This is a genomic window from Kitasatospora sp. NPDC093679 (assembly GCF_040683455.1).
GTDB classification, from domain to species: Bacteria; Actinomycetota; Actinomycetes; order Streptomycetales; family Streptomycetaceae; genus Kitasatospora; species Kitasatospora arboriphila.
Genome location: NZ_JBFBDW010000021.1, coordinates 1 through 23,596, shown reverse-complemented (window position 1 = coordinate 23,596; position 23,596 = coordinate 1). Strand labels below are relative to the sequence as shown.

Below are 23,596 nucleotides of genomic sequence, written 5' to 3'. Positions count from 1 at the left end.
CCCCCGCAGCGATCAACGCTGCGGGGGCTCCGATTGTGGCCAGGGCCGGGGTCGAACCGGCGACCTTCCGCTTTTCAGGCGGACGCTCGTACCAACTGAGCTACCTGGCCGTACTGCAACGTCTCTTGCGAGACGAGCGATCCCGACGGGACTTGAACCCGCGACCTCCACCTTGACAGGGTGGCGAGCTAACCAACTGCTCCACGGGACCTGGTGCGGAAGATCCGCTCAGGCCTTGCGGCACTGCACTGTACTACGGTAACGCGTGCCCCCAACGGGATTCGAACCCGTGCTACCGCCTTGAAAGGGCGGCGTCCTGGGCCACTAGACGATGAGGGCTTGCGGCCCCCCTCTGCTGTTATCCAGCGTTCGGGGACGTCGAGAAGCATATGGGATGCCGGGCGGGAACACCAAAACGGTTTCCGGCCGTGATGTCGGGTGTCGCGCGCAGGGGGTCAGGACCAGCCCAGCTCGTGGAGCTCGTGGTCGTCGAAGCCGAAGTGGTGCGCGACCTCGTGGATCACCGTCGTCCGGACCTCGTCGGTGATCTGCTCGTACGTCTCGCAGTACCGCAGGGTCGGGCCCATGTAGATGATGATCCGGTCCGGCAGCACCCCGGCGTACCACTCGCCGCGCTCGGTCAGCGGGGTCCCCTCGTACAGGCCGAGGAGGTCGGGGGAGGCGGGATCCGGTTCGTCCTCGACGAAGATCGCGACGTTGTCCATCATCGCCGCGAGCTTCGGGGGGATCTGGTCGAGGGCATCGGCGACCAGCGTCTCGAACTCGTCCCGGGTCATCTCCACCGCCTCATTGTCGGGTGTGCGGTGACGGTGTGCCAGGTGATCCACGCGGGTGATTCACTGGAGTGTGCGCTCGGACCGGACAAGCGGGGTCGCGGCGCCGCCGCGGGAGGCCGCCGGCGGCGGGCCGCCGGTGCTGCGCGGCCAGGGGCCGACCGTCGCCGTGGTGGCGCTCGGCGGCGCGCTGGGGGCGTGTGCCCGGTACGGCGCGGCCCTCGCCTGGCCGACCGGCCCCGACGCCTTCCCGTGGACGACGCTGCTGGTCAACACCCTCGGCTGCGCGGTGATCGGGGTCTTCCTGGTGCTGGTCACCGAGGTCTGGGCGCCCCACCCGCTGCTCCGGCCGTTCTTCGGGACGGGAGTGCTGGGCGGGTTCACGACCTTCTCCACGGCCACCGTGGAGGTCCAGCGCCTGATCGACCACGGGGCGCCCGCCCGCGGCCTGGCCTACCTGGCCGCCACCGTGCTGGCCGCCCTGGCCTCGGTCTGGATCGCGGCCGGCCTGACCCGGCGGCTGCTCGGCCGGCGGGTCGGATGACCGCGGAGCGCGGCGGCCGGCCGCACCGCAAGGACGACCGCAAGGACGACCGCGACGACGGACGTGACGGCAGGAGGACGGGATGAGCCGACTCAGGGGCACGGCCCTGCGCCTGACCGTGCTGGTCGGCGAGAGCCGGATGTACCGCTCCCGCCCGCTGTACACCGAGGTGGTGCACCGCGCGCACGCCGCCGGCCTGGCCGGGGCGAGCGTCTTCCGCGGCATCGAGGGCTTCGGCGCCTCCTCGGTGATCCACACCGCCCGGCTGCTCTCGCTCGGCGAGGACCTGCCGGTGGCGGTCGTGGTGGTGGACACCGCGGAGCGGATCCGGGCCTTCCTGCCCCGCCTGGAGGAGCTCTCCGGGCTCGGGCCGGTGCTGCTGGAGGAGTGCGAGGCCATCCGGTTCGGTGCCGCGGAGGCGGACGGCGGCCCGGCGGGGGGCGCCGGGCGGGAGGAGGGCCGGTGACCTGGCTGCTGGTGATCGCCGGTGCGGCGGTCGGCGCTCCGCTGCGCTACCTGACCGACCGGGCCGTCCAGGCGCGGCACGACTCGGTGTTCCCCTGGGGCACCTTCACCGTGAACGTCTCCGGCTGCCTGGTGCTCGGCCTGCTGACCGGTGCGGCGGCGCGCGGCGCGGCCTCCTCCGACCTCCAACTGCTCATCGGCACCGGCCTGTGCGGGGCGCTGACGACCTACTCCACGTTCTCGTACGAGACGCTGCGGCTGGCGCAGAGCGGCGCGCGGTTCATGGCGTTCGCGAACGTCGCGGGCAGCCTGCTGGCGGGCCTCGGCGCGGCGTACGCGGGAACGGCGCTGGCGCACGCGTTCTGGGGATGACGCCCCGTCCGGACTCCCGGCGCGAGCCCTCCGGGCACGGCCGCGCGCAGGCCCGCGCGGAGGGCCGTCCGGGGGCGCGGGGAGGGCCGCCCGCCCGGACGGGGGCGCCGGCCGTGTCCGACGGGGCCCGCCGCGCGTTGGGCACCGGAGGGCGGTGGGCCCGGGTGGGCGGTGCGAGAGGTGGCTCGGGAGATGGCTGGGGTGATGGCCGGGGTGACGGCCGCGGTGCGGCCGGGCGGGTCGAGGCGGCGGCGCGCGGTCGCGGGCGCGGCACTGGCGGCGCTGGCGGGGCTGGGGCTGAGCGGGTGCATGGCGGTGGGGGCGGGGTCGGCCGAACTGCAGGGCAGCGACCGGAACACCGGCCAGGGCGACCTGCCCGGGGACTCCGGGGCGCCGGGGGCGCGGGGGGCGGGCGGCAAGCACGCCGGGCACGGAGCGGTGGTGCCCGCGGCGGCCGTGCGGCCGGGGGCGAAGCCGTCCGGTTCGACGACCGCGAGCGCCCCGCCGCAGACCCCGCCCCCGGCCGGGCCGTCGCCCGCCCCGTCGGCCTCGCTGCCGGCCAACCGGAGCGTGGAGACGCCCGAGCCGCATCCGACCGCCGGGCCCACCGGCTCCACCCCCTCGGCCACCCCGGCGCCGGAACCGAGCGCCAGCGCGCAGCCCACGCCCTCCGACTCCGGCTCGCTGCCGAGCCTCCCCGGTTCCTCGGGTTCCGGCGGCGGTTCGGGCTGATCATCAACGGGTTGGCCAGCAGGTTTGCCTCTGATCCCCAGGTTCCTCTATGGTGGTAGATCGTTCGTTTGATCCATTTGACTGGCGCCCTGATTCCCTTGAAACGGCGCCCTTGGCGCGTTCCGGCGATCCGTGGCTGACCGCATAGAGGCGGTTGTGAAACAGAACCCCGGACTTTGGCGCGTGCCACTTCCGGAAGGTTTTGCATGTCTCTCGTTGACGACGCCCGCTTCGCCATGCCCGCGAACGGTCTCGACGCCGCCGACACCATCGACACCACCGACTCCGCCGAGCTGCTCGACACCGTCGAGGACGCCGGGACGGAGGTCGACACCGCGGACGCCGCGGACACCGAGCCCACCGTGACCTTCGGCGACCTGGGCCTGCCGGACGAGGTCGTCCGCGCCCTCGCCAAGCGGGACGTCACCACCCCGTTCCCGATCCAGGCCGCGACCATCCCGGACGCCCTGGCCGGCAAGGACGTGCTGGGCCGCGGCCGCACCGGCTCCGGCAAGACCCTGAGCTTCGGCCTGCCGCTGCTCACCCGCCTCGCCGACGGCGAGCGCACCCGCCCCAAGCACCCGCGCGGCCTGATCCTGGTGCCGACCCGTGAGCTGGCCATGCAGGTCGCCGACGCCCTGGAGCCCTTCGGCTCGGTGCTCGGCCTGCGCCTCAAGGTCGTCTGCGGCGGCACCTCGATGTCCAACCAGATCTACGCCCTGGAGCGCGGCGTCGACGTCCTCGTCGCCACCCCGGGCCGCCTGCGCGACCTGATCAACCGCGGCTCCGCCAAGATGGACGACGTGCAGGTCGCCGTCCTCGACGAGGCCGACCAGATGGCCGACATGGGCTTCCTGCCCGAGGTCACCGAGATCCTCGACCTGGTGCCGGCCGGCGGTCAGCGCCTGCTCTTCTCCGCCACGCTGGAGAACGAGATCGACACCCTGGTCAAGCGCTACCTGAACAACCCGGTCACCCACGAGGTCGACCCGTCCGCCGGCGCGGTCACCACCATGACCCACCACATCCTCGTGGTGAAGCCCAAGGACAAGGCGCCGATCACCAACGCGATCGCCGCCCGCAAGGGCCGCACCATCATCTTCGTCCGCACCCAGATGGGCGCCGACCGCGTCGCCGAGCAGCTGGTCGAGGCCGGCGTGAAGGCCGACGCGCTGCACGGCGGCATGACCCAGGGCGCCCGGACCCGCGTCCTCGGCGACTTCAAGGACGGCTACGTCAACGTGGTCGTCGCCACCGACGTCGCCGCCCGCGGCATCCACGTCGACGGCATCGACCTGGTGCTCAACGTCGACCCGGCCGGCGACCACAAGGACTACCTGCACCGCTCGGGCCGCACCGCCCGCGCCGGCCGCTCCGGCACCGTCGTCACCCTGGTGCTGCCGCACCAGCGCCGCTCCGTCTTCCGCCTGATGGAGGACGCCGGCGTCGAGGCCTCGCGCCACATCCTCGACCACGCCTTCGACGCCGAGGTCGCCAAGATCACCGGCGCCCGCTCGCTCGTCGAGGTGCAGGCCGAGTCCGCGGCCGGCATCGCCGGTGCCGCCGAGCGCGAGGTCGCCGAGATGACCCGCCAGCTGGAGCGCGCGCAGCGCCGGGCGACCGAGCTGCGCGAGGAGGCCGACCGCCTCGCCTCCCGTGCGGCGCGCGAGCGTGCCGCGCTGGGCATCGAGGACGAGCCCGCCACCGAGACCGCCGAGACCATCGAGGGTGCGGCCGCCGCCGAGGCGCCCGCCGTCGAGGCCGCTGCCGCCCCGGTCGAGGCCGAGCGTGCTCCGTCGTACCGCGAGGCCCGCAGCGAGCGCCCGGCGTTCACCCGGGACCGCGACCGCGAGCGCCCCTCCTTCGGCCGCGACCGCGACCGCGACCGTGACGACCGCGGTGGCCGTTCCTTCAACCGTGACGACCGCGGTGGCCGTTCGTTCGGCGACCGTGACCGCGGTGAGCGCGGCGGCTTCAACCGTGACGACCGTGGCGGCCGTTCCTTCAACCGTGACGACCGCGGTGGCCGTTCGTTCGGCGACCGTGACCGCGGTGAGCGCGGCGGCTTCAACCGTGACGACCGCGGTGGCCGTTCCTTCAACCGTGACGACCGCGGTGGCCGTTCGTTCGGCGACCGCGACCGCGGTGAGCGCGGCGGCTTCAACCGTGACGACCGCGGTGGCTTCAACCGCGACGACCGCGGCGGCCGTTCGTTCGGCGACCGTCCGGCCCGCTCCTTCGGCGACCGCCCGTCCTTCGGTGACCGCGACCGCGGCAACAGCAGCAGCCGTCCGTTCGCCCGCCGCGACGACCACCGCTCCGGCGGCCGTCCGCAGGGCTTCGGCCGTGACGACCGCGGTGGCCGTTCCTTCGGTGACCGCGACCGCGGTGAGCGCGGCGGCTTCAACCGCGACGACCGCAAGCCGCGCTGGAAGAACTGACGCCTCACGCGCCCCGGTACGGGCCCGCTCCACTTCGGTGGGGCGGGCCCGTCCGCGTTCCCGGGCGGCCGGGCGCGGTGTTGTTCTCGGGATGAGAATAATCGGTGGCGGACTCCCCTGGGGGGCGCGTAGCGTCGCCGCCATGAGTCGAATGCACCAGGTGGCGGTCGAGAACGAGGAGATCGCCGAGCGGGGGAACTACCGGACGCGGGCCGGTGCGGTGGTGGAGATCGGGCCGGTCCTGGCCGCGGCCCGGGCCGGCACGGTCTCGTACGGGCCGGACGAGCCGGCGGGCCCCGGGGCGGGGCCGTTCACGGGGGCGGTCGAGGTCACCGCCGAGGGCAGCATCCAGGCCGGCGCACGGCTGGTCGCGGCGGGCGGCGAGCACGTCGCGGTGCTGAACTTCGCCTCGGCGCGGAACCCGGGCGGCGGCTACCTGCGCGGTGCCAAGGCCCAGGAGGAGGACCTCTGCCGCAGCGCGCTGCTCTACCGGTGCCTGCTGGAGGCCCCGGACTACTACGAGGCGCACCGGGCCTCCGGTGACCTGCGGTACAGCCACCGGGTGATCTGGTCGCCCCACGTGCCGGTGGTCCGCGGGCCGGGCGGGCTGCTCGCCGAGCCCTACGCGCTGTCCTTCCTGACCTCGCCCGCGCCCAACGCGGGCCAGCTGGCGCTGCGCTCCGGCGGCCGGCCGGTGGACGTGGCCGGGGTGCTCGCCGAGCGGGCCGTCCGGGTGCTCGCCGCGGCGGCCCGGCACGGCGTCCGCGAGCTGGTGCTGGGGGCCTGGGGCTGCGGGGTGTTCCGCAACGACCCGGCGGTGGTGGCGGACGCCTTCGCCGCCGCCCTGGCGACCCACGGCGCCGCCTTCGACCGGGTGGTCTTCGCGGTCTGGGACCGCTCACCGGTGTCGGCGAACCGGGCGGCCTTCGAGGCGCGCTTCCCGGCGGCCTGAGCGGCACCCGGGCCGACCCGCGGCCGGGCGGGGCGCCTGCCCCTCGGGGCCTCCGGGTCAGTTGCTGCGGCGGGTGGCCAGGGCCGAGGCGGTGGCCACCACGGCGGTCACCGCGAGGACGGAGGGCCAGGCGCCGATCTTCTTCGCCAGCGGGTGCGAGCCGCCGAACGCCGCCACGTAGAGCCCGGTCAGCGCCGCCGCGGTGGCCGGGCCGGCCTGGCGGTTCCACCGGACGGCCGCGGTGGCACCGGCGGCGGCGAGCACCGCCCCGCCGAGCTCCCGGCGCCCGCTCCACCGGGCGGTGCCGTACCCGCCGATCAGACCGGCCGCCGCCACCGCCGTGCTCGGGACACCCGCCATTGCCGTACTCCTCGCTCCGGGACTCTCCTGCGACCCTAACCCGCCCGGCCCGGTGCCCGGGGCGGGGCACGGCACCGGGCGGGCACCGGTGCGGCCGAAATCCCGCCCGCAGGCGGCCGAGTTGATCCATACTCGCGCCCGTGACCACTGCCACCGGGACCACCGCCGTCGAGGGCGAGGGCGAACTGCGGGTCGGCCCGCTGGAGCTCTTCTTCGACCTCGTCTTCGTCTTCACCATCACCCAGCTGACCGCCAGCCTGGTGCACCACCTGACCCCGGGCGGGCTGGTGCGGGTGCTGGTGATGCTCGCCGTGATCTGGTGGATGTACGACGCGTTCATCTGGCTCACCAACGCGATGCCGCCGTCGACGCACCCGCGCCGGGCCTTCCTGCTGCTCGGCATGACGGGCTTCCTGATCGTCTCGCTCGCCGTGCCGCACGCCTTCGACGGCAGCGGGGCCGCGTTCGGCTGGGCGTACCTGCTGGTGATCGCCGTGCACACCGGGATGTTCGCGGCGGCCGGGGTGGCCCGCGGGTCGGTGCTGCGGATGGGCGGACTGAACCTGGTCATCGCCGTCCTGGTGGTGGTCGGCGGCTACCTGGAGGGTTCCGTCCAACTCGCCCTGTGGACGGCCTCGCTGGCGTTGCAGATCGCCAACCCGTACCTGGTCGACCTGCCGCAGTTCCACCTGCGGGCGGACCACTTCGTGGAGCGGCACGGGCTGGTGGTGATCGTGGCCTTCGGCGAGTCGGTGGTCGCGCTGGGCGCCGGCGCCGCGGGCCACGAGGAGCTCACCGCCGGGCCGGTGGGTGCGGCGGTCTGCGCGCTCGCGGTCTGCATCGGTCTGTGGTGGGCCTACTTCGGCCACGACGACGACGAGCGGACGGTCGCCGTGATGGCGGTGCTGGACGACGCCCGGCGCAACCGCGTGGCGATCCGCGTCCACAACCTCGGCCACTACGCCCTGCTGCTCGCGGTGATCCTCTTCGCGGCGGGCGCCGAGTCGGCCGTCGCGCACCCCACGGCGGTGCTCTCCACCGCCCGGGCCGCGGTGCTGGCCGCCGGCCCGGCGCTGTTCCTGGTCGCCAACGCCGGGATCCGCCGCACCTTCGGCCTGCACCCGCTGCTGCCCCGGCTGGTGGCGGCCGCCCTGGTCGCGGCGACCGTCCCGCTCGGCACGGGGAGGTCGGCGCTCGTCCAGCTCGGGGCGATCGCCGTCCTGATGGCCGCGGCCTTCGCCTGGGAGGAGCGGCACCGGCCCGCCCGTGGCTGAGCCGGTGCCGCGCACCGCCGGCCCGGGCCCTCAGACCAACTTGGCGCGCAGGGCCGCCAGTTCCTCCGCGGTGACACCGTGGGCGAGCAGGTAGCCCTCGATCGAGCCGTGCAGCTCGCGCATCCGGGCGAGCGCCGCGAGCAGGCTGTCCGCCTCCACCGGGTGCGAGAGCTGCTCCTCGCCGTTCTCGTCGAGGTAGGGCACCGGCCCCTTGTCCAGGCCGAGGTGCACGTTCGAGCGCAGGAAGTCCTCGACGATCTCCTCCTCGGACAGCCCGGCCAGGTGGTGCACCACGGCGACGGTCAGACCGGTGCGGTCCTTGCCGACGGCGCAGTGGACGACCGCGGGCGTCCCGTCCGGTGCGGCCAGCCGGCGGACGGTGCCGGCGATCGCGGCCCCGCCGGTCTCGGCCATGAAGAGGTAGACCGGGAGCGACCCGGACGGCCACTCGACGCCCGTCTCCGAGCGGTCCGGCAGCAGCGGCAGGTGGTGGTCCAGGTAGTCCAGCCCGTGCCGCTCGTCCGGCCAGCGGCTGCGCTCGGTCGACGTGCGCAGGTCGACGACGACCCGGATGCCGAGCGCCTCCAGCGCCCGGGCGCCCTGCGGGGTCAGCAGGGCGAGGGTGCCGGAGCGGAACAGCACGCCGGGGCGGACGGTGCCCACCCCGGCGTCCCGGAAGTTCGGCACGTCCGGGACGGTGCCGTGCGGCCGGGACCGCTGGTAGTCGAGGCGTGCTGGGATGTCGGCGACCGCCCCGGACGTCGCACCGGTGGTGACGGTGGAGGCGGTGGCGGTAACAGCGGCGTCGGTGTCGACGGCGTCGTCGAACTCGCTCTCGGTCATGGGGCCAACGGTAGGCCGCCCGGCCCGCCGGGCGGGCCCGATCGCGAAACCCGTGCCGCCGCGCCGCTCACCGCCCGCCGGCGATGTCCAGGAAGGCCCCGGTGCTGTACGAGGAGGCGGGCGACAGCAGGAAGAGGATGCTCTCGGCGACCTCCTCCGGCCGCCCGCCGCGGCCCATCGGGAGCCCCGGCGCGACCCGGTCGACCCGGCCGGGCTCGCCGCCCAGCGCGTGGATGCCGGTGTGGATCAGACCGGGGCGCACCGCGTTGACCCGGATGCCCTCGCCGGCGACCTCCAGAGCCAGGCCGCGGGTCATCGAGTCCAGCGCGCCCTTGGAGGCCGCGTAGTCCACGTACTCGTTGGGCGAGCCCAGCCGGGACGCGGCCGAGGACACGTTGACGATCGCCCCGCCGCGGCCGCCGTAGCGGGTGGACATCCGGCGGACGGCCTCCCCCGCGCACAGGAACGGTCCGGTGATGTTGGCCGCCCAGATCCGGGCCAGCCGGTCCTCGTCCAGCTCGTCGAGGCGGCACTGCTTCTCCAGCGTGCCGGCGTTGTTCACCAGGCCGGTCAGCGTGCCGAGGCGCTCGTCGACCGCCTCGAACAGCCGCCTCGCCCCGTCGGCCCGGCTCACGTCCGCCCGGACGGCGATCGCGGTGCCGCCCGCGGCGCGGATGCCGTCCACCACGGCCTGCGCCGAGACGCCGTCGTTGAGGTAGTTGATGCAGACGCGGTGGCCGCGGGCCGCGGCCAGCCGGGCGGTGGCGGCCCCGATCCCGCGTCCGCCGCCGGTGACCACAAGGACTTCGTCGCTCATGGCCCCGACCGTAGCCGAACCGGCCGTGCCCGAAGGGTGGAAATCCCGGTCGGCCCGCACCCCGGCCCCGCAGGATGGCCGCATGACCGCGCAACCCGCAGCCGCCGACGACCGGGCCCACCTGGCCGCCGACGCCACGATCGACCACGACCACCCCGCGATCCGTGCGCTCGCCCGCAGCCTGCGCGGGGCGAGCGCCGAGGAGACCGCGCGCGCCCTGTACCTGCACGTCCGCGACGAGGTGGCGCACTCCTACGACGTGGACCGGTGGAGCGCCGCCGTCCGCGCCTCCGACGTCCTCGCCGCGGGCGACGCCGTCTGCCACGGCAAGTCCCACCTGCTGGTCGCGCTGCTGCGGGCCGAGGGAATCCCGGCCGGCCTGTGCTACCAGCGGCTGGAGGTGCTGCACGCCCTCGCCGCGTACCGGCTGCCCGGGCGGTCGGAGTGGGTCCGGATCGACGCGCGCGGCAACCGGCCGGGCATGGACGCCCGGTTCGCCGTCACCCCGGCCGAGGAGCGGCTCGCCTACCCCGACGTCCCGCTGGAGCCCGGCGTGCACGCCGCCGTACCGCCCGTCCTGGCCGCCGGCCTCGCCCGGGGCGTGCCGGGCGTCGCCTCCTTCGACTACATCCCGACCGCGTTCTAGGACCGTCTTCGAGGGCGCTCGGGCGGTCAACCCCGGTGGCCCCGGCGCCCCTGCGGCAGCCCGAGCGCCTACGGAGCCGCCTCGCGGAGGGCGGCGATCCTGGGGGCACGGCTCTTCGGCGAGTCCAGGCCGAAGCCGCGGGCGTCCCCGAGCTCGTCGCGGACGAAGGCCTCCGTGCGGTCGATCGCCGCGCGCAGCGCCGCGTCCTCCGGTACGTACAGCCGGTGCACGATCTCCCGCTCCCCGGGGTCGTACTCCCACAGCCCGACGATCCGGCCGCGGTCCACCACGACGTGGGTCTGCGGGTCGGCCTCGGAGCCGAAGGTGCGCCCGGCCCGCCCGCCCGGCAGGGTCCGTCCGGCGTCGGCCGCGTCCAGCAGCCGGGGCAGGTCCCGGTGCAGCAGGTGGATGCCGTCGATCCCGGCGACCAGCGCGTACGAGGGTTCGGCCGGGGGCACGAAGGCCTCGAACTCCGCCACCAGGGAGGCCGGCAGCAGCAGGTCGGTGCCGGGCAGGGTGACCAGGTCGAGCGGGGCCAGCGCGGCCTTGGCGGTCGCCGCCGTGAACCCGGTGAACCACCTCAGGTGCCGGACGGCCGCCGGCGCGGCCCACGACAGGTACCGCTCGGCGAGCTCCGCGGCGGAGCCCTTCACCGGCTGGTCCCACCGGACGTAGCCGTAACGCTGCTGGTCCAGGCGGCCGTTGACCGGCACCCGGCGGGCCTGGCCGCGGGCCTGCAGCAGCCCCAGCGCCAGCGGCAGCGTGGTCGACACCCCGCGCTTGCGGCCCGCCTCGCCGAGCGGGCGGACGGCCCCGCCCGCCGCTTCGCGGATCGCCGCCGGCTCCAACGGGTCGTCGGGCGACAGGAGGTGGCCGAGGGTCAGGCAGAGCTTCTCGATCTCGTCCCGGGTCACGCCCAGATGCTTCACCGCGGAGGTGATCTCGCTCTCCGGGGCACCCGCGCCGGCGGCCAGGCCGAGTGCGTAGTCCGCCGCAGGCAGGACGTAGGTGCAGCCGCGGGCGGACGGCAGCTCGTGCACCTCCAGGGCGGCCACCGCCGCGTCCACCGCCGCCCTGCCCAGCCCGGCCCGGGCGAACAGGCCCAGGTAGGGGGCGGCGCCGCCGACCGACCGGGCCCAGCCGGCCGCGGTGAGCACCTCGGCCGGGGAGGCGCCCGCGTGCGCCGGTTCGGGGCCGCCCGTCAGCCACTGCCGGTGCGCCCACCAGGCCCTGAGCTTCGCCGCCGGGACCACGCCGTCCATCAGCCCGTTCGCCATGGGCCCAGTATCGGCGCGCCGGAGCACGGGCGGCCGGAGCGACCTACCGACAATTCGGTCGCGCCCGGCGGCGGCCGCACGGCAGACTGCCCGTTCAGCCCCCACCGGTTCTGCCGGCCCCCGACGGACGGAGACGCCCGTGCACGTCCTGCTCGCCGGCATCGTCGGCTCCACCGCGTACGGCCTGGCGCACGCCGGCTCGGACATCGACCGGCTCGGCCTGTTCGCCGCGCCCACCGTCGAGTTCCACGGCCTGCAGCGGCCCGCGGAGTCGCACGTCACCACCGCGCCCGACCGCACCCTGCACGAGGCGGCGAAGTGGTGCCGGCTCGCGCTGAACTGCAACCCCACCGCCTCCGAACTCGCCTGGCTGCCCGAGGACCTGTACGAGGTGCGCACCGCGCTGGGCGAGGAGCTGATCGGCATCCGCCGGTCCTTCCTCAGCGAGCACGCCGTCCGCCGTTCCTACCTCGGCTACGCCACCCAGCAGTTCAGGAAGCTGACGACCCGGGACACCACCGACCCGGCCGCGCGGGCCAGGGCCGCCAAGCACGCCCGGCACCTCGTCCGGCTGGTCGAACAGGGCCTCGCCCTGCACGAGACCGGCGAGGTCACCGTGCGGCTCGCCGACCCCGAGCGGGTCCGTGCGCTCGGCGAGCGCTACGCCGAGCGGCCCGCGGAGGCGGCCGGGCTGCTCGCCTCGGCGGAGGCCCGCTTCGACCGGCCCGGTGTGCTGCCGGCGGCGCCCGACGAGGCCCCGGCCGAGGCCTGGCTGCGCCGGGTCCGGGCCGTCCACCTGGACCCGGCGGCCTGACGCCCGTCCGCGCACCGGTTCGAGGCGCGGCGCGGCGCACAATCCCCTGGCGGCCCCCCGGGGATCACCGGGTAGGATCGGCCCCGGCGAGCGCTGTACCAGCACGGTCGTGCCCGCCGGCGGGCCGCTAGCTCAATTGGCAGAGCTGCGGACTTTTAATCCGTAGGTTCAGGGTTCGAGCCCCTGGCGGCCCACCGTCCCGCCGAAGTCCGGCACCGGCTCCCCGGTGCCGGACTTCGGCGTTCCGGGGCGGTTTCAGCCGTTGCCGCCCGTGCCGGTGAGGACGGGGCGGAGCAGGTCGAGGACGGCCGTCCAGCGGTAGGCGGCGCGGCCCTCGTCGGTGCGGGCCCGGTGCGGGACGGCGTCGCCGAACAGCACGCCCATCGACCGCAGCCGCTCCAGGCTCGCCCCGTAGGCGGGGTGGGCGGCCTGCGCCGCGTTGACGTACGGCTGGACGGCGGTCGGCGTGCCGAGGCCGTGGGCCTCGCAGAGGATGCCCAGGGCCAGGGTGTCGGAGATGCCGGCGGCCCACTTGTTGACGGTGTTGAAGGTGGCGGGGGCGACCGCGATCGCGTCGGCCCAGGGCAGCGGCTGCGGGCTGCCCGGGGTGCGCCAGGCCGAGCGGACGGCGTGGCCGGTCCGCGCCTCGACGGCCTCCCGGTCGATGAAGCCGAGTGCGGTCGGGGTGGCGATGACGCCGACGCCCCAGCCCTCGTCCTGGGCGGCGCCGATCAGGGTGCCCACGTCCGCCGCGATGCCCGCGGCGCAGACGACGACGTAGAGGAACGGCCGGTGCTGCTCGGTCAACTGCTCGCTCAAACCTGGACTCCCCGGTGCGGTCGACGGTGCGTGGCGGGTACCGGGACATCCTGCCCCGCCGGCCGCCCGCCGTCCCGGCCCGTGGCGGCGGACCGGAACGGACGTCGCATCAGGGCTTCAGCAGCACCGGCGGGAAGAACGGCCTGGACGTCTTCAGCCGGTAGGCCATCGAGACGTCGTCGATCAGGAACGGCACCTTGTTGGCGGCGTCGTCCACGGAGAAGAAGGAGATCACGGCCTTCTGCTCGGTGGAGGAGTAGAAGGCGCTCGGCAGGGTCACGGTGACCTGCTGGTAGCCGCTGCCGCTGTCCTTGTTCGTCCGGCTCGCCAGGGTGTACGGGGTGCCGTCCGGCGCGGTGGCCTCGACGGTGAGCTCGTGGTAGCCGAAGGTGGCCGGGGTCGGGGTGCCGATGTGCACCCAGAAGGTCAGCACCGGCACCCGCAGGGCCGGGATCGTCACCTGCTGGGTGATCCGGTCCATGCCGGGCCGGCCGTGGCCGCCGAGCTCGGCCTTCCAGGTGCCCGAGTGTGCGGGCAGCGCCGGGTCGTCGGTGATGATTCCGGTGCCGAACGGCAGCGAGAACGTGTTCCACCCGCTGGCTCCGGCCTCGAAGTCGGGGTTGGCGACGCCGGCCGGTGCGGCCTGCGCGGCCGGGGCGGCCAGCAGGCCGACGACGGCGGCTGCGGCGAGGGCGGAAGTGGCGATGCGCGCCTTCCGGAACATGGCCTTCATGACTCTCCTGATCGGGGTGGCCGCCCGCACCTGCTGCCGGTGCCCGGGGCGGCGGAGTTCCTGCTGCGGCCCGGGGCCGCAGCAGGAACGTACCGTCCACCACTGACACCACCGGGGTGGAACCGGTTCCCGATCTGACGCGCGGTCATGTTCGCGTCCAGGTGTGGGGGCGAACGGCCGGGCGGTGGCCGGGGCAGCGCTGCCCCGGCCACCTGGCCCGGTCAGTAGCGCGGCTTGCGGGTCAGGGCGATGCCGCCGAACAGGAAGGCCACACCGAGCACGCCGGCGATGACGGCGTCGGTGGTCTGCGCGGGCTTGTGGCTGGCGTCCATGACCGCGGTGACCAGACCGGCCACGGCGCTGATGTAGCAGAAGATCGTGATGAAGATCTTCAGGTTGGGGTTCATCCGATGCCTTTCGTCGAGCGGTGCGGGTGGTGGTGCGGGGCCCTCAGCGGGCGGCCCGCGGTCCGCGGCCCGCGGGTGCGGTCGCGGCGGCGGTGAGGCCGAGCAGCATCACCCAGGCGTCGGGGTCCGACCGGAAGCGGTTCCAGCGGTCCGCCGCGAGGGCGAGTTCGGCCAGCGAGAGGACGCCCCGGGCCACCAGCGGCTCCAGCCGCTGCGGGCCGAGCTGCGGGGCGAAGGCGTCCGTGGGGTGGTCGTCGTTGGTGGTGGCGAAGGGCCGCAGCACGACGTCCTCGAAACCGGCGGCGCGCAGCAGCCGGGGCAGCCGCCGGCCGATCGCGCGGTCGCCGCCCGCCGTCCGCTGGGCGGCGGCCATCTTGGCGTGCACGCCCGCGAGTTCGGGGTAGGACGGGTCGGCGGCGCCCCAGCAGGCGGAGTCGACCTCGGTGCAGGCGACCCGCCCGCCGGGCCGGAGCACCCGCCGGACCTCGGCGAGCACCGCCGCCGGGTCGGGCACGTGCTGGAGGACGTACCGGAGCAGCACGAAGTCCACGCTGCCGTCCTCCAGCGGCAGGTCGGCGCCGTCCGCGACGAGCAGGGTGACGCCGGGGCCGGCCGCCCGGGCCAGTAGCTCGGCGTCGATGTCGGCGGCGACCAGGGCGGTGTCGGCGGGCAGGGCGGCCCGCAGCCGGCGGGTGACCGCGCCGGGGCCGGCGCCGAGTTCGAGCACGGTGCCGCCGGGGACGGCGATGCCGAGCTCGCGCAGCAGGTGCAGCTCCTCGGTGAAGGAGAGCGCGGCCTGCGCCTCCAGCCGGTCGAGTTCGGCGGCCAGGCCGCCGCCGGTGGTGCGGGCCGGGTCGTAGGAGCCGCCGACCGGGCGGTCCGGGGCGGGCGCGTCGGAAGGAGCGGTGGGGGCGGTCATCGGGGCCTCGCGATCATCGTCATGCCGTTCTTCGGACGGAGCGTCACCAGGGCTTCCGGCTCGACCGCGAGGCCGTCGACGACCTCCAGGCGGACGGACTGCAGCAGGGTGGCCAGCACCAGGACGGCCTCCAGCAGCGCGAAGTGCTGGCCGACGCAGATCCGGTCGCCGCCGCCGAACGGCAGGTAGAGGTGGCTGGGGAAGGACGCGCCGTCGAAGCGGTCCGGGCGGAACTCCTCGGGCGCGTCCCAGTGGTCGGGGTGCCGGTGCAGCACCCACTGGCTGACGCAGACGAGCGTGCCGGGCTCCACCCGGTAGCCGCCGATCACGTCGGGGCCGATCGCACGCCGCGAGATCAGCCACACCGGCGGGTAGAGCCGCATCGCCTCCTGGACGGCCCGCCGGCAGGCCGGCAGGTCGGGCAGGTCGGCGGCGGTCGGCGGGCGGCCGCCGAGCACCCGGTCGATCTCCTCGCGGACCCTGGCCGCCTCCTCCGGGTGGCGGTCGAGGAGGTAGAGCGTCCAGCTGAGCGACTTGGCGGTGGTCTCGTGGCCGGCCATGACGATGGTCAGCACCTGGTCGCGGAGGTCCTCGTCGGAGACCAGGTGGTCGCCGGACATCATGGTGTCGAGCAGGTTCCCCGCCCCGCCGTCGGTGCCCCCGACGGCGTCGCCGCCGGAGACCGGGCAGCCGGCCGCCCGCCGGGAGGCGATCAGGGTACGGGTCACCGTGTTGAGGAAGACCCGCGCCCGGCTGAAGGCGGCGTAGCGCTGCGCGGTGTCGGCCGGGTCCGGGTCCGGGTCGGGCACGTAGTGGCCGATGCACCGGTTGACGGCGTCGACGGCGCGGCCGAAGCCCTCGCCGATCCCGTCGATGTCGGCGCCGAGGATCGCGTGCGTGAGGATGCCGAGGGTCAGCGCGGTGAGGTGGTCGTCCACGGCGATCGGGCTGCCCGCCTCGACGGACGGGCGCCAGCGCTCCAGCAGCGCCGTGGTGGCCTCGGTGACGATGCCGTCGAAGCTCCGCACCGAGCTGGGGCGGAAGGCGGGCGCGGTGAGCCGGCGCTGGCGGGCCCAGTCGGCGCCGTTGCTGGTGAGCAGGCCGTTGCCGAGCAGCGGACGCAGCATGGCGTCATCCGGGGTGTCCTGCTTGGTGTAGTTGGCGCCGTTGTCCTTGAGGACGTGCCGGGCGTACTCGGGCCGGTTCAGCAGGTAGACGGTGTCCCCGCCGGCCCGGTGGCGGGTGATGTCGCCGTAGGTACGGGCCAGGTCGGTGATGAAGGCGAGCGGTGCCTCGCGCATCACCGCCATGTCGATCTCCTCCGGCGGACCGGGCGGCAGCGGCAGCCCGGAGCGGTCGGAGCCCGGGGTGCGCGGGCCCGGGTGCGTAGGCGCGGTTCGGACCACGTCCGTGTGTCCCTTCGGGTCGGCTGCGGCGGCGTACGCGGATGCGTAGGCCCGGCGCGATACGCAGAAGGAATTCGCCGAATGCGTACGCATCCTGCCGCCGTACGTATTCGGATGCGTATTCCGATGCGTATTCCCATACGCATTCCTGCCATCTCGCCGCCCGAAATCTACCGCACGCCCCCGACGTGCTCAATACTTACTCTCGGCACCGGAACTGACGTCTTGGCAGGCCATTTCCCGGCATGTCATCGTTCATTTGTCGGCAGCGCAGCAAGGCGCCGCCGGTGAAGTCCGGAACCGAGAAAAGGAAAAGTCTTATGGCTTTGGACCAGCGGAAGCGGGCCGAGTTCGTCAACGGCTACACCCGCGCCCTGATCAGCGCCTGGTCGAGCGAGGAGTACGCGGCCCGTCTTCGGACGGACGCCCGTGCCGCGCTCGCCGAGGCCGGCCTGGAGCTCCCGGCCGACGCCGAGATCGTGATCGTCAACACCGCCGCCGAGGGCGAGCAGGAGGGCAACCTGGAGGTCCAGGTCGAGCTCTTCGAGATCGGCCTCGCGACCGGTCGTTACGAGTTCCACATCCCGGAGACCCCGCAGATCGACACCGCCGAGCTCAGCGAGGGCGACCTGTCGGACATCGCGGCCGGCGGCAACTCCTGCTGCTGCCCGTGCTGCTGCACCTGATCCCACCGATCAACCTGATCACCACCTAGGAGCGATCCAAGTGGCTACCGCCGTCGGGGAGAACCCCGTCTCCGTCCGCGGCCTTCGCAAGAGTTACGGCGACTGGCACGCGGTACAGGGTCTGGATTTGGACATTCACGCAGGCGAGGTCTTCGCCCTGCTCGGGCCGAACGGCGCGGGCAAGACGACGACCGTCGAGATCCTGGAGGGTGTCCGGCAGCGAACCGGCGGTGACGTGCGGGTCCTCGGCCACGACCCGGCCGAGGACCGGCGCGAGTGGCGCGCCAGGATCGGGGTCGTCCCCCAGACCACCGGCGCGTACAACGACCTGACGGTGCGCGAGGTCGTGGAGCACTTCGCGGCGTTCTACCCGGCGCCGCTCCCGGTCGGCCAGGTCATCGACATGGTCGGACTGGGCAAGCACGAGAAGAAGCAGAGCACCGACCTCTCCGGAGGCCAGGCCCGCCGGCTCGACGTCGCCGTCGGCATCGTCGGCGACCCCGACCTGATCTTCCTGGACGAACCCACCACCGGGTTGGACCCGGTGGCCCGCCGGGAGGCCTGGGACCTGGTCCGCTGGTTCTCCGAGCGCGGCCGCACCACCGTGCTCACCACGCACTACCTCGACGAGGCCGAGACGCTCGCCCAGCGCGCCGCGGTGATCGTCGCCGGACGGGTGGTCCAGTACGGGCCGCTCGCCGACTTCGGCGACCGCGCGAAGACTCCGACCACGGTCTCCTTCCGGACACCGCCGGAGCTCGCGCACCGCCTGCTGCCGCACCTGCCGCACGGCGCCGAGGCCGAACCGGCCACCGCCGACGGCCTGCTGCGGATCCGCACCCACACCCCCACCGCACTGCTGTCGGTGCTGGTGCCGTGGGCCCGCGAGGCGGGCGTCGCCGAACTGCCCGAACTGCGGGTGCACCGCCCCACCCTGGAGGACGTCTACCTGGACCTCATCCGGCAGAACATCGGCGGCACCGACCGCGGTACCGACCCCGTCGACGGCGCCGAGGAGGGCACCCGATGACTCTCGCAGAGGCCTCCCCGAACTCCCCGGCCCGGACCGGCCAGGCCGCCCCGGCCGACGGTGCGGCCCGCGAGCCGCGCCGCACCGCGCCGATGCCGGGCGTCTGGCGGGCCGGCGCGGCCCGCTCCCGGGTCGAACTGCGGGCGTTCTTCCGCAACAAGCAGTCCCTGGTCTTCACCCTGATGTTCCCGGTGATCCTGCTGGTCGTCTTCGGCTCGATCTTCTCCGGCAAGGTGGCCGGCACCGACACCGACCTCAAGCAGGTGTTCATGGCCGGCATCATCGCCGCCGGCGTGATGAGCACCTCCTTCTCGGGCCTCGCCATCAACGTCGCCATCGAGCGGGACACCGGCACCGTCCGCCGGCTCGCCATGACCCCGATGCCCAAGTCCGCGTACTTCGTCGGCAAGCTCGTACGGGTCGTGGTCACCACCGTGCTGGAGACGGCGCTGCTGCTCGGCATCGCGCTCACCCTGTTCGGGCTGCCGCTGCCGAGCACCGCCGAGCGCTGGGCCACCCTCGGCTGGGACCTCGCCCTGGGCACGGTCGCCTGCGCGATGGCCGGCGCCGCCTACTCCGCGGCCATCCCCAACAGCCGCTCCGCGGCGGCCGTGGTCACCCCGGTCTTCATGGTGCTGCAGTTCATCTCCGGCGTGTTCTTCCCGTTCGGCCAGCTGCCGCACTGGATGCAGACCACCGCCGCGTTCTTCCCCGTCAAGTGGATGGCGCAGGGCTTCCGTTCGGTGTTCCTGCCGGACTCCTTCCAAGCCGTCGAACCCGCCGGGAACTGGGAACTCGGGCACATCGCCCTCGTCCTCGCGCTGTGGACGCTGGGCGGCCTCGTCCTCACCGCCATGACCTTCCGCTGGCGCGGTCCCCGGGTCCGCTGACGGCACGCCGGCCGGGTCCCGCGGGACCCGGCCGCGCAGCACCGAGCACGCCCACCGACAGTCAGGAGTCGCCCCGATGACCACGGCGCCGGTGCGGCTGCCCGAGCACCTGATCCACCCGTTCGCCCCCGCCGGGCGTCCCGACCCGTACCCGGCCTACCGGTGGCTGCGGGCCAACGACCCGGTGCACCACGACACCGCCTCCGACTTCTGGCTGGTCACCGGGCACGCCGACTGCGCGACCGTGCTCCGCGACCCCCGGCTGTCCGCCGCCCGCGGACAGCGGGAACGCGCCCGCGAGGACGCCCTCCCGCCGTCGATGCTCACCACCGACCCGCCCGACCACCACCGGCTGCGGGCCCCCGGCGCGCTGCTGCTCGGCCCGGCCGCCGTCCGCTCCGTCGCCGACGGCATCGCCGCCGACACCGACGCCCTGCTCGACCGGCTCGCGACGGCCTCCGGCCGGCCGGACGCCGTCGCCGACATCGGCCGCCCGCTCGCCACCGCCGTCTTCGCCCGGCTCTTCGGCCTGCCCGACGGCGAGCTCACCCGCTTCGAGACGCTCGCCCGGGCCGCCTCCGCCAACCTCGACCCGATGGCCCCGCCCGCGCGGGCCGCCCTCGGCCGCACCGCCGCCACCGCCCTCGGCCGCTACCTCGACGCCCACACCGTCCGGCTGACCGCCCAGGGCGCCGACGTGCCGCTCGCCGCCCTCGCCGCGGACACCCGGCTCACCCGGCCCGAGATGCTCGGCATCCTCAACCTCGCGGTGGTCGGCGGCTGGCAGCCGCTCGCCGAGTTCGTCGGCAACGCGCTGCACTCGCTTCTGCCCGACCGGGCGGCCGTCCGCCGCCTCGCCGCCGCCGACGACGACCTCGCCCGCCTCGCCGTGGACGAGCTGCTCCGGCTGGAGGCGCCGATCCCGTTCACCGCCCGGGTCGCCACCGCACCCGTGCCGCTGACCGGCGGCACCCTGCCCGCCGGCGCCCGGGTGCTCGCCGTCATCGCCGCCGCCAACCGCGACCCGGACGTCTTCGAGGACCCCGACACCCTGCGGCTCGACCGCCACCCCAACCCGCACCTCGCCTTCGGCGGCGGCCCGCACTTCTGCCTCGCCGCCCAGCTGGTCCGCCAGGCCGGCGCACTGCTGCTGCCCCGGCTGGTCCGCCGCTTCCCCGCGCTGCGCGGCCCCGACGGTCCCGCCGCCTGGGACCTCACCCTGGTGCCGCGCCGGCTGCGCGCCTACCCGGTCGACCTCTGCCCCGCCGGGGAGGCCCGATGAGCACCGACGTCGTCGTGGTCGGCGCCGGTGCCGCCGGCCTGGCCGCCGCCCGCCGACTGCACCGGGCCGGGCTCACCGTCACCGTCCACGAGGCCCGCGACCGGGTCGGCGGCCGCATCCGCACCCATCGGCCCGCCGACGGCGGCCCCCCGCTGGAGCTCGGCGCCCAGGTGGTGCACGGCGACCGCAACCCCGTGCACACCCTCGTCGGCACCGGCAACACCGCCGCCGTCCCGCGCCGGATCACCGCCCGGATCGTCGAGGACGGCACCGACCGCCCGATGGACGTCCTCGGCCGCGGCCGCCGCGCCCCCTGGCTGCTCGAAGCCGCCCTGCACACCGACCCCGGCCCGGCCGGCCTGTCCGTCGACGGCTGGCTCACCGCCCGCGGCAGCACCGGCGCCGAACGCCGCGCCGCCGAGGAGTGGTTCCGGCAGAACTGGGCCGCCGACCCCGCCCTCATCGGCACCCGCGGCATCGCCGCCGCCCACCGCGGCGAGCACGTCGGCGACGGCGAGTACGCCGTCCGCGGCGGCTTCGACCGGCTGCCCCGGCTGCTCGCCGAAGGCCTGGACGTCCGGCTCGGCGACCCCGTCCACGAACTCCACTGCGCCGACGGCCGGGTGACCGCCCGCACCGCCGCCGGCCACGCCACCGCCGCCGCTGCCGCCGTCGTCACCGTGCCCCCGGCCGTCCTCACCGCCGGCGGACTCCGCCTCACCGGCCTGCCCGCCGAGGAACTCGCCGCCAGGACCGCGGCCGCCGCCCGGCTGCCGCTCGGCGACGGCTACTGCCTGGTCGCCGTGCTGGACCGGCCCGCGCCCGCCACCGCGATCGTCCTCGACACCGACGGCACCGGCGGCTTCCTCCGCTGCGCCGAGGGCCGCCCCGAGGTGCTGTTCGTCGCCAAGGCCGCCGCCGCCGACCGGCTGCGCACCGCCGCCGCCGACCCCGCCGCACTCACCGCCCTGCTCGCCACCGCCCTGCCCTGGACGGCCGGCGCCGCGGTGTCGGACACCGAGACGGCCGACTGGGGCCGCGACCCCTACGCCGGCGGCGCGTTCACCGCCCCCTCGGCCACCGCCGGCGACGCCGCCCGGCAGTGGGCCGAACCCCTCGCCGGGGCGATCTTCTTCGCCGGCGAGGCCACCGTCACCGGCCACCGGCTGCCCTGGGTCCAGGGCGCCCTGGCGAGCGGCGAACGGGCCGCCGAGGAACTGATCGAGGCACTGGCGAAACGATGACCATGGAACAGACGACCGCGCACCACGGCTGGTACCTGCTGGCCTTCCGCTCCGAACTCACCGACGACATCACCCCGCTCGCCGTCGGCGGCCACCGCCTCATCGCCGTCAAGGAGGGCGACCGCGTCCGCGTCCTGGACGCCACCTGCCCGCACCGCGGCGCCCACCTGGGCTTCGGCGGCCGGCGCGAGGGCGACTGCGTGGTCTGCCCCTTCCACGGCAAGCGGATCGCCCTCGGCGACCCCGACAAGCACTGGTCGGTCGCCGAGCACACCGTCCTCGCCTGGGGCGACGCCCTCTTCGTCCGGCTCTCCGACGATCCCGACGGCGACCGCGGCTTCGAACAGGCCGTCAAGGGCTGGGCCGACACCCACCCGCTCGTCGAGGCCGTCGGCCTGCAGGTCGACGTCCACCCCGCGTACGTCGTCGAGAACGCCTTCGACCCCGACCACTTCAAGGCCGTGCACGGCGTGCCCGGCACCCGCGGCATGGCCGCCCGCACCGGCGACAGCGGCGAACTCGTCATCGAGGGCGAGTTCCTCATGCAGACCTCGCCCTGGCAGGACGCCCGCCGGCTCGAAGAGATCCGCTGGCAGGCGATCCGCACCCGCACCGTCCGCTGGGACTACCGGCCCCGCTTCCTCGCCCGCGCCTTCAGCCCCTCCGTCGTCGTCACCGAATTCGGCCCGCCGGAAGAACTCCACGTCATCGTCACCGGCTCCGTCCCCGCCCCCGGCGGCGGCTGCACCGCCCGCGTCGCCATCGGCGTCCGCACGGACCAGCAGGCCGCCCTGCCCGCCCTCGTCGGCGGCAGCCGCAAGGCCCTCGAAGAGGACAAGGTCGTCTGGGAGAACCTCGACCCGCACGCCGTGCCCCGGTACGACGCCCGCGACGAACCCGTCCTCGCCTTCCGCGCCTTCTGCGCCGACTTCGCCACCCGCACGGCCCCGGGCGGTGCCCGATGACCGGCCCGCACGGCCTCCACCTGCACACCGAGGGCAGCGGACCCGCCGTGCTCTGGCTGCACGGCTACACCATGGACTCCACCGTCTGGCAGCCGCTCTGGCAGCTGCTGCCCGGCCACACCCACATCGGCGTCGACCTGCCCGGACACGGCCGCTCCGCACCGCTCACCCCCGGCCTCACCCTGCCCGAACTCGCCGCACGGCTCGCCGACATCGCCCGGGAGACCGGCGCCCGACGCGTCGTGGCACTCTCCTTCGGCTCCACCTCGGCCCTGCAACTCGCCCTCCAGGAGCCCGACCTCGTCGAACGGCTGGTGCTCGCCGCACCCACCCTCGCCGGCACCCCCAACGAGGACTCCGCCCGGCTGCGGTACCGCCAGCTGATGATGCTGCACCGGCTCACCGGCCCCGGCGAACAACTCGCCGACCTGTGGATGCAGTCCCCGCCCGACATCTTCACCGGCACCCTGCGGCACCCCGCCCTCCGGGCGTCCCTGCGGGCCGTCGTCGCCCGCCACGGCTGGGCCGAACTCGGCAACCGGGCCATGGACGCCCTCACCGCGCACCGGCACACCCCGGACGACCTGCGGCGGATCACCGCCCGCACCCTGGTCGTCGTCGGCGACGAGGACATGCCGGCGTTCGTCCGCAACGGCGAGCTCCTCCGGGACACCCTCACGGACGCCCGCCTCCTCACCCTCCCCGAAACCGGCCACCTCCCCCTCCTCGAACGCCCCGAGACCCTCGCCCCCACCCTCGCCCAGCACCTCGCCTGAGGACAGAACCACGCAGGGGCGCGGGGAACTGCGCAGTCCGGGATCGGGCATCGTGACGAATCCGGGCCGAGCCCTGGTTCGTACGGTGAGCCCCATCCGGACCGCGCA

Annotated in this window: 26 protein-coding genes and 4 tRNA genes; 17 read left to right on the top strand and 13 right to left on the bottom strand. The window is 74.9% G+C overall.

Annotation, left to right across the window (positions count from 1 at the left end):
• Positions 1-36: 36 nt before the first annotated feature.
• The 4 genes from AB0O09_RS18990 to AB0O09_RS18975 all read right to left on the bottom strand — a co-directional run bounded on the left by AB0O09_RS18990 (position 37) and on the right by AB0O09_RS18975 (position 797).
• A tRNA-Phe gene (locus AB0O09_RS18990) sits at positions 37-110 on the bottom strand.
• A 27-nt stretch (positions 111-137) separates the two neighbouring features.
• Positions 138-211: transfer RNA gene (locus tag AB0O09_RS18985), tRNA-Asp, on the bottom strand.
• 55 nt (positions 212-266) lie between these two features.
• Positions 267-339: transfer RNA gene (locus tag AB0O09_RS18980), tRNA-Glu, on the bottom strand.
• A gap of 116 nt (positions 340-455) precedes the next feature.
• Positions 456-797: a metallopeptidase family protein gene (locus AB0O09_RS18975; protein ID WP_095873704.1), complete on the bottom strand. Its 342-nt coding sequence runs from the start codon at positions 795-797 to the stop codon at positions 456-458.
• A gap of 136 nt (positions 798-933) precedes the next feature.
• On the opposite strand from AB0O09_RS18975, the gene AB0O09_RS18970 reads away from it, so the two are divergent.
• The 6 genes from AB0O09_RS18970 to AB0O09_RS18945 all read left to right on the top strand — a co-directional run bounded on the left by AB0O09_RS18970 (position 934) and on the right by AB0O09_RS18945 (position 6,300).
• Positions 934-1,338 (top strand): CrcB family protein, encoded by a 405-nt coding sequence (locus AB0O09_RS18970; protein WP_363542861.1) that lies wholly within the window; start codon positions 934-936, stop codon positions 1,336-1,338.
• 82 nt (positions 1,339-1,420) lie between these two features.
• Positions 1,421-1,804, top strand: coding sequence for a DUF190 domain-containing protein (locus tag AB0O09_RS18965; protein WP_363542791.1), 384 nt, complete (start codon positions 1,421-1,423; stop codon positions 1,802-1,804).
• Positions 1,801-2,175: a fluoride efflux transporter CrcB gene (crcB, locus tag AB0O09_RS18960; RefSeq protein ID WP_344627805.1), complete on the top strand. Its 375-nt coding sequence runs from the start codon at positions 1,801-1,803 to the stop codon at positions 2,173-2,175. Before AB0O09_RS18965 ends, crcB begins: the two co-directional genes overlap by 4 nt.
• A 192-nt stretch (positions 2,176-2,367) precedes the next feature.
• A complete protein-coding gene (locus tag AB0O09_RS18955; RefSeq protein ID WP_363542790.1) occupies positions 2,368-2,907 on the top strand; it encodes a hypothetical protein in 540 nt (179 codons plus the stop codon).
• Between the two features lie 206 nt (positions 2,908-3,113).
• On the top strand, positions 3,114-5,348 hold the full coding sequence (locus AB0O09_RS18950) for a DEAD/DEAH box helicase (protein WP_363542789.1): 2,235 nt from the start codon (positions 3,114-3,116) through the stop codon (positions 5,346-5,348).
• A gap of 142 nt (positions 5,349-5,490) precedes the next feature.
• Positions 5,491-6,300, top strand: a complete 810-nt coding sequence (locus AB0O09_RS18945; protein ID WP_344627809.1) for a TIGR02452 family protein — start codon at positions 5,491-5,493, stop codon at positions 6,298-6,300.
• A 57-nt stretch (positions 6,301-6,357) separates the two neighbouring features.
• Here the strand turns inward: AB0O09_RS18945 and AB0O09_RS18940 are convergent, their stop codons facing one another.
• Positions 6,358-6,660: a hypothetical protein gene (locus tag AB0O09_RS18940; protein WP_363542788.1), complete on the bottom strand. Its 303-nt coding sequence runs from the start codon at positions 6,658-6,660 to the stop codon at positions 6,358-6,360.
• Positions 6,661-6,800: 140 nt separating this feature from the next.
• On the opposite strand from AB0O09_RS18940, the gene AB0O09_RS18935 reads away from it, so the two are divergent.
• The gene (locus tag AB0O09_RS18935; RefSeq protein ID WP_363542787.1) at positions 6,801-7,934 is read left to right on the top strand and encodes a low temperature requirement protein A; all 1,134 of its coding nucleotides are present in this window, start codon (positions 6,801-6,803) and stop codon (positions 7,932-7,934) included.
• A gap of 30 nt (positions 7,935-7,964) precedes the next feature.
• Here AB0O09_RS18935 and AB0O09_RS18930 read toward each other — a convergent pair whose 3' ends face one another.
• Both AB0O09_RS18930 and AB0O09_RS18925 read right to left on the bottom strand, forming a co-directional pair.
• Positions 7,965-8,777: a tyrosine-protein phosphatase gene (locus tag AB0O09_RS18930; RefSeq protein WP_363542786.1), complete on the bottom strand. Its 813-nt coding sequence runs from the start codon at positions 8,775-8,777 to the stop codon at positions 7,965-7,967.
• A 67-nt stretch (positions 8,778-8,844) separates the two neighbouring features.
• Positions 8,845-9,594, bottom strand: a complete 750-nt coding sequence (locus tag AB0O09_RS18925) for an SDR family oxidoreductase (RefSeq protein ID WP_363542785.1) — start codon at positions 9,592-9,594, stop codon at positions 8,845-8,847.
• A gap of 82 nt (positions 9,595-9,676) precedes the next feature.
• Between AB0O09_RS18925 and AB0O09_RS18920 the strand changes: the two genes are divergently transcribed.
• Positions 9,677-10,240 carry a transglutaminase family protein gene (locus AB0O09_RS18920; protein ID WP_363542784.1) on the top strand — a complete coding sequence of 188 codons (564 nt, stop codon included), beginning with the start codon at positions 9,677-9,679 and terminating at the stop codon, positions 10,238-10,240.
• A gap of 68 nt (positions 10,241-10,308) precedes the next feature.
• On the opposite strand, the gene AB0O09_RS18915 is transcribed toward AB0O09_RS18920, so the two are convergent.
• Positions 10,309-11,517, bottom strand: a complete 1,209-nt coding sequence (locus AB0O09_RS18915) for a crosslink repair DNA glycosylase YcaQ family protein (protein ID WP_363542783.1) — start codon at positions 11,515-11,517, stop codon at positions 10,309-10,311.
• Positions 11,518-11,656: 139 nt separating this feature from the next.
• Here AB0O09_RS18915 and AB0O09_RS18910 point away from each other — a divergent pair, with 139 nt between their 5' ends.
• Entirely contained in the window at positions 11,657-12,331 is a 675-nt protein-coding gene (locus AB0O09_RS18910; RefSeq protein WP_363542782.1) for a nucleotidyltransferase domain-containing protein, read from the top strand.
• A 121-nt stretch (positions 12,332-12,452) separates the two neighbouring features.
• A tRNA-Lys gene (locus AB0O09_RS18905) sits at positions 12,453-12,525 on the top strand.
• A 61-nt stretch (positions 12,526-12,586) separates the two neighbouring features.
• On the opposite strand, the gene AB0O09_RS18900 is transcribed toward AB0O09_RS18905, so the two are convergent.
• The 5 genes from AB0O09_RS18900 to AB0O09_RS18880 form a co-directional block, all read right to left on the bottom strand.
• Positions 12,587-13,150, bottom strand: a complete 564-nt coding sequence (locus AB0O09_RS18900; RefSeq protein ID WP_363542781.1) for a flavoprotein — start codon at positions 13,148-13,150, stop codon at positions 12,587-12,589.
• A 109-nt stretch (positions 13,151-13,259) separates the two neighbouring features.
• Positions 13,260-13,883: a hypothetical protein gene (locus AB0O09_RS18895; protein ID WP_363542780.1), complete on the bottom strand. Its 624-nt coding sequence runs from the start codon at positions 13,881-13,883 to the stop codon at positions 13,260-13,262.
• A 221-nt stretch (positions 13,884-14,104) separates the two neighbouring features.
• Entirely contained in the window at positions 14,105-14,290 is a 186-nt protein-coding gene (locus AB0O09_RS18890; protein ID WP_363542779.1) for a hypothetical protein, read from the bottom strand.
• 43 nt (positions 14,291-14,333) lie between these two features.
• Positions 14,334-15,209, bottom strand: coding sequence for a methyltransferase domain-containing protein (locus AB0O09_RS18885; protein WP_363542778.1), 876 nt, complete (start codon positions 15,207-15,209; stop codon positions 14,334-14,336).
• Positions 15,206-16,519 carry a cytochrome P450 gene (locus AB0O09_RS18880; RefSeq protein ID WP_363542777.1) on the bottom strand — a complete coding sequence of 438 codons (1,314 nt, stop codon included), beginning with the start codon at positions 16,517-16,519 and terminating at the stop codon, positions 15,206-15,208. The genes AB0O09_RS18885 and AB0O09_RS18880 overlap by 4 nt, the downstream gene beginning before the upstream one ends.
• Positions 16,520-16,935: 416 nt before the next feature.
• On the opposite strand from AB0O09_RS18880, the gene AB0O09_RS18875 reads away from it, so the two are divergent.
• The 7 genes from AB0O09_RS18875 to AB0O09_RS18845 all read left to right on the top strand — a co-directional run bounded on the left by AB0O09_RS18875 (position 16,936) and on the right by AB0O09_RS18845 (position 23,488).
• Positions 16,936-17,301, top strand: coding sequence for a hypothetical protein (locus tag AB0O09_RS18875; RefSeq protein WP_363542776.1), 366 nt, complete (start codon positions 16,936-16,938; stop codon positions 17,299-17,301).
• A gap of 127 nt (positions 17,302-17,428) precedes the next feature.
• Entirely contained in the window at positions 17,429-18,331 is a 903-nt protein-coding gene (locus AB0O09_RS18870; RefSeq protein ID WP_363542775.1) for an ABC transporter ATP-binding protein, read from the top strand.
• Positions 18,328-19,221: an ABC transporter permease gene (locus AB0O09_RS18865; protein ID WP_363542774.1), complete on the top strand. Its 894-nt coding sequence runs from the start codon at positions 18,328-18,330 to the stop codon at positions 19,219-19,221. The genes AB0O09_RS18870 and AB0O09_RS18865 overlap by 4 nt, the downstream gene beginning before the upstream one ends.
• Positions 19,222-19,297: 76 nt before the next feature.
• Positions 19,298-20,503, top strand: coding sequence for a cytochrome P450 (locus tag AB0O09_RS18860; protein WP_363542773.1), 1,206 nt, complete (start codon positions 19,298-19,300; stop codon positions 20,501-20,503).
• Positions 20,500-21,747, top strand: coding sequence for an FAD-dependent oxidoreductase (locus AB0O09_RS18855; protein WP_363542772.1), 1,248 nt, complete (start codon positions 20,500-20,502; stop codon positions 21,745-21,747). The genes AB0O09_RS18860 and AB0O09_RS18855 overlap by 4 nt, the downstream gene beginning before the upstream one ends.
• Before the next feature lie 2 nt (positions 21,748-21,749).
• Positions 21,750-22,712, top strand: coding sequence for a Rieske 2Fe-2S domain-containing protein (locus AB0O09_RS18850; RefSeq protein ID WP_363542771.1), 963 nt, complete (start codon positions 21,750-21,752; stop codon positions 22,710-22,712).
• Positions 22,709-23,488, top strand: a complete 780-nt coding sequence (locus AB0O09_RS18845; protein WP_363542770.1) for an alpha/beta hydrolase — start codon at positions 22,709-22,711, stop codon at positions 23,486-23,488. Before AB0O09_RS18850 ends, AB0O09_RS18845 begins: the two co-directional genes overlap by 4 nt.
• The last annotated feature ends 108 nt before the right edge of the window (positions 23,489-23,596 follow it).

Coding starts and splice junctions, on each gene's coding strand:
- AB0O09_RS18975 (WP_095873704.1), bottom strand. CDS start 797: ATGACCCGGGACGAGTTCGAGACGCTGGTCGCCGATGCCCTCGACCAG.
- AB0O09_RS18965 (WP_363542791.1), top strand. CDS start 1,421: ATGAGCCGACTCAGGGGCACGGCCCTGCGCCTGACCGTGCTGGTCGGC.
- AB0O09_RS18955 (WP_363542790.1), top strand. CDS start 2,368: ATGGCTGGGGTGATGGCCGGGGTGACGGCCGCGGTGCGGCCGGGCGGG.
- AB0O09_RS18950 (WP_363542789.1), top strand. CDS start 3,114: ATGTCTCTCGTTGACGACGCCCGCTTCGCCATGCCCGCGAACGGTCTC.
- AB0O09_RS18945 (WP_344627809.1), top strand. CDS start 5,491: ATGAGTCGAATGCACCAGGTGGCGGTCGAGAACGAGGAGATCGCCGAG.
- AB0O09_RS18940 (WP_363542788.1), bottom strand. CDS start 6,660: ATGGCGGGTGTCCCGAGCACGGCGGTGGCGGCGGCCGGTCTGATCGGC.
- AB0O09_RS18930 (WP_363542786.1), bottom strand. CDS start 8,777: ATGACCGAGAGCGAGTTCGACGACGCCGTCGACACCGACGCCGCTGTT.
- AB0O09_RS18925 (WP_363542785.1), bottom strand. CDS start 9,594: ATGAGCGACGAAGTCCTTGTGGTCACCGGCGGCGGACGCGGGATCGGG.
- AB0O09_RS18920 (WP_363542784.1), top strand. CDS start 9,677: ATGACCGCGCAACCCGCAGCCGCCGACGACCGGGCCCACCTGGCCGCC.
- AB0O09_RS18915 (WP_363542783.1), bottom strand. CDS start 11,517: ATGGCGAACGGGCTGATGGACGGCGTGGTCCCGGCGGCGAAGCTCAGG.
- AB0O09_RS18895 (WP_363542780.1), bottom strand. CDS start 13,883: ATGAAGGCCATGTTCCGGAAGGCGCGCATCGCCACTTCCGCCCTCGCC.
- AB0O09_RS18890 (WP_363542779.1), bottom strand. CDS start 14,290: ATGAACCCCAACCTGAAGATCTTCATCACGATCTTCTGCTACATCAGC.
- AB0O09_RS18885 (WP_363542778.1), bottom strand. CDS start 15,209: ATGACCGCCCCCACCGCTCCTTCCGACGCGCCCGCCCCGGACCGCCCG.
- AB0O09_RS18880 (WP_363542777.1), bottom strand. CDS start 16,519: ATGGCGGTGATGCGCGAGGCACCGCTCGCCTTCATCACCGACCTGGCC.
- AB0O09_RS18875 (WP_363542776.1), top strand. CDS start 16,936: ATGGCTTTGGACCAGCGGAAGCGGGCCGAGTTCGTCAACGGCTACACC.
- AB0O09_RS18865 (WP_363542774.1), top strand. CDS start 18,328: ATGACTCTCGCAGAGGCCTCCCCGAACTCCCCGGCCCGGACCGGCCAG.
- AB0O09_RS18860 (WP_363542773.1), top strand. CDS start 19,298: ATGACCACGGCGCCGGTGCGGCTGCCCGAGCACCTGATCCACCCGTTC.
- AB0O09_RS18855 (WP_363542772.1), top strand. CDS start 20,500: ATGAGCACCGACGTCGTCGTGGTCGGCGCCGGTGCCGCCGGCCTGGCC.
- AB0O09_RS18850 (WP_363542771.1), top strand. CDS start 21,750: ATGGAACAGACGACCGCGCACCACGGCTGGTACCTGCTGGCCTTCCGC.
- AB0O09_RS18845 (WP_363542770.1), top strand. CDS start 22,709: ATGACCGGCCCGCACGGCCTCCACCTGCACACCGAGGGCAGCGGACCC.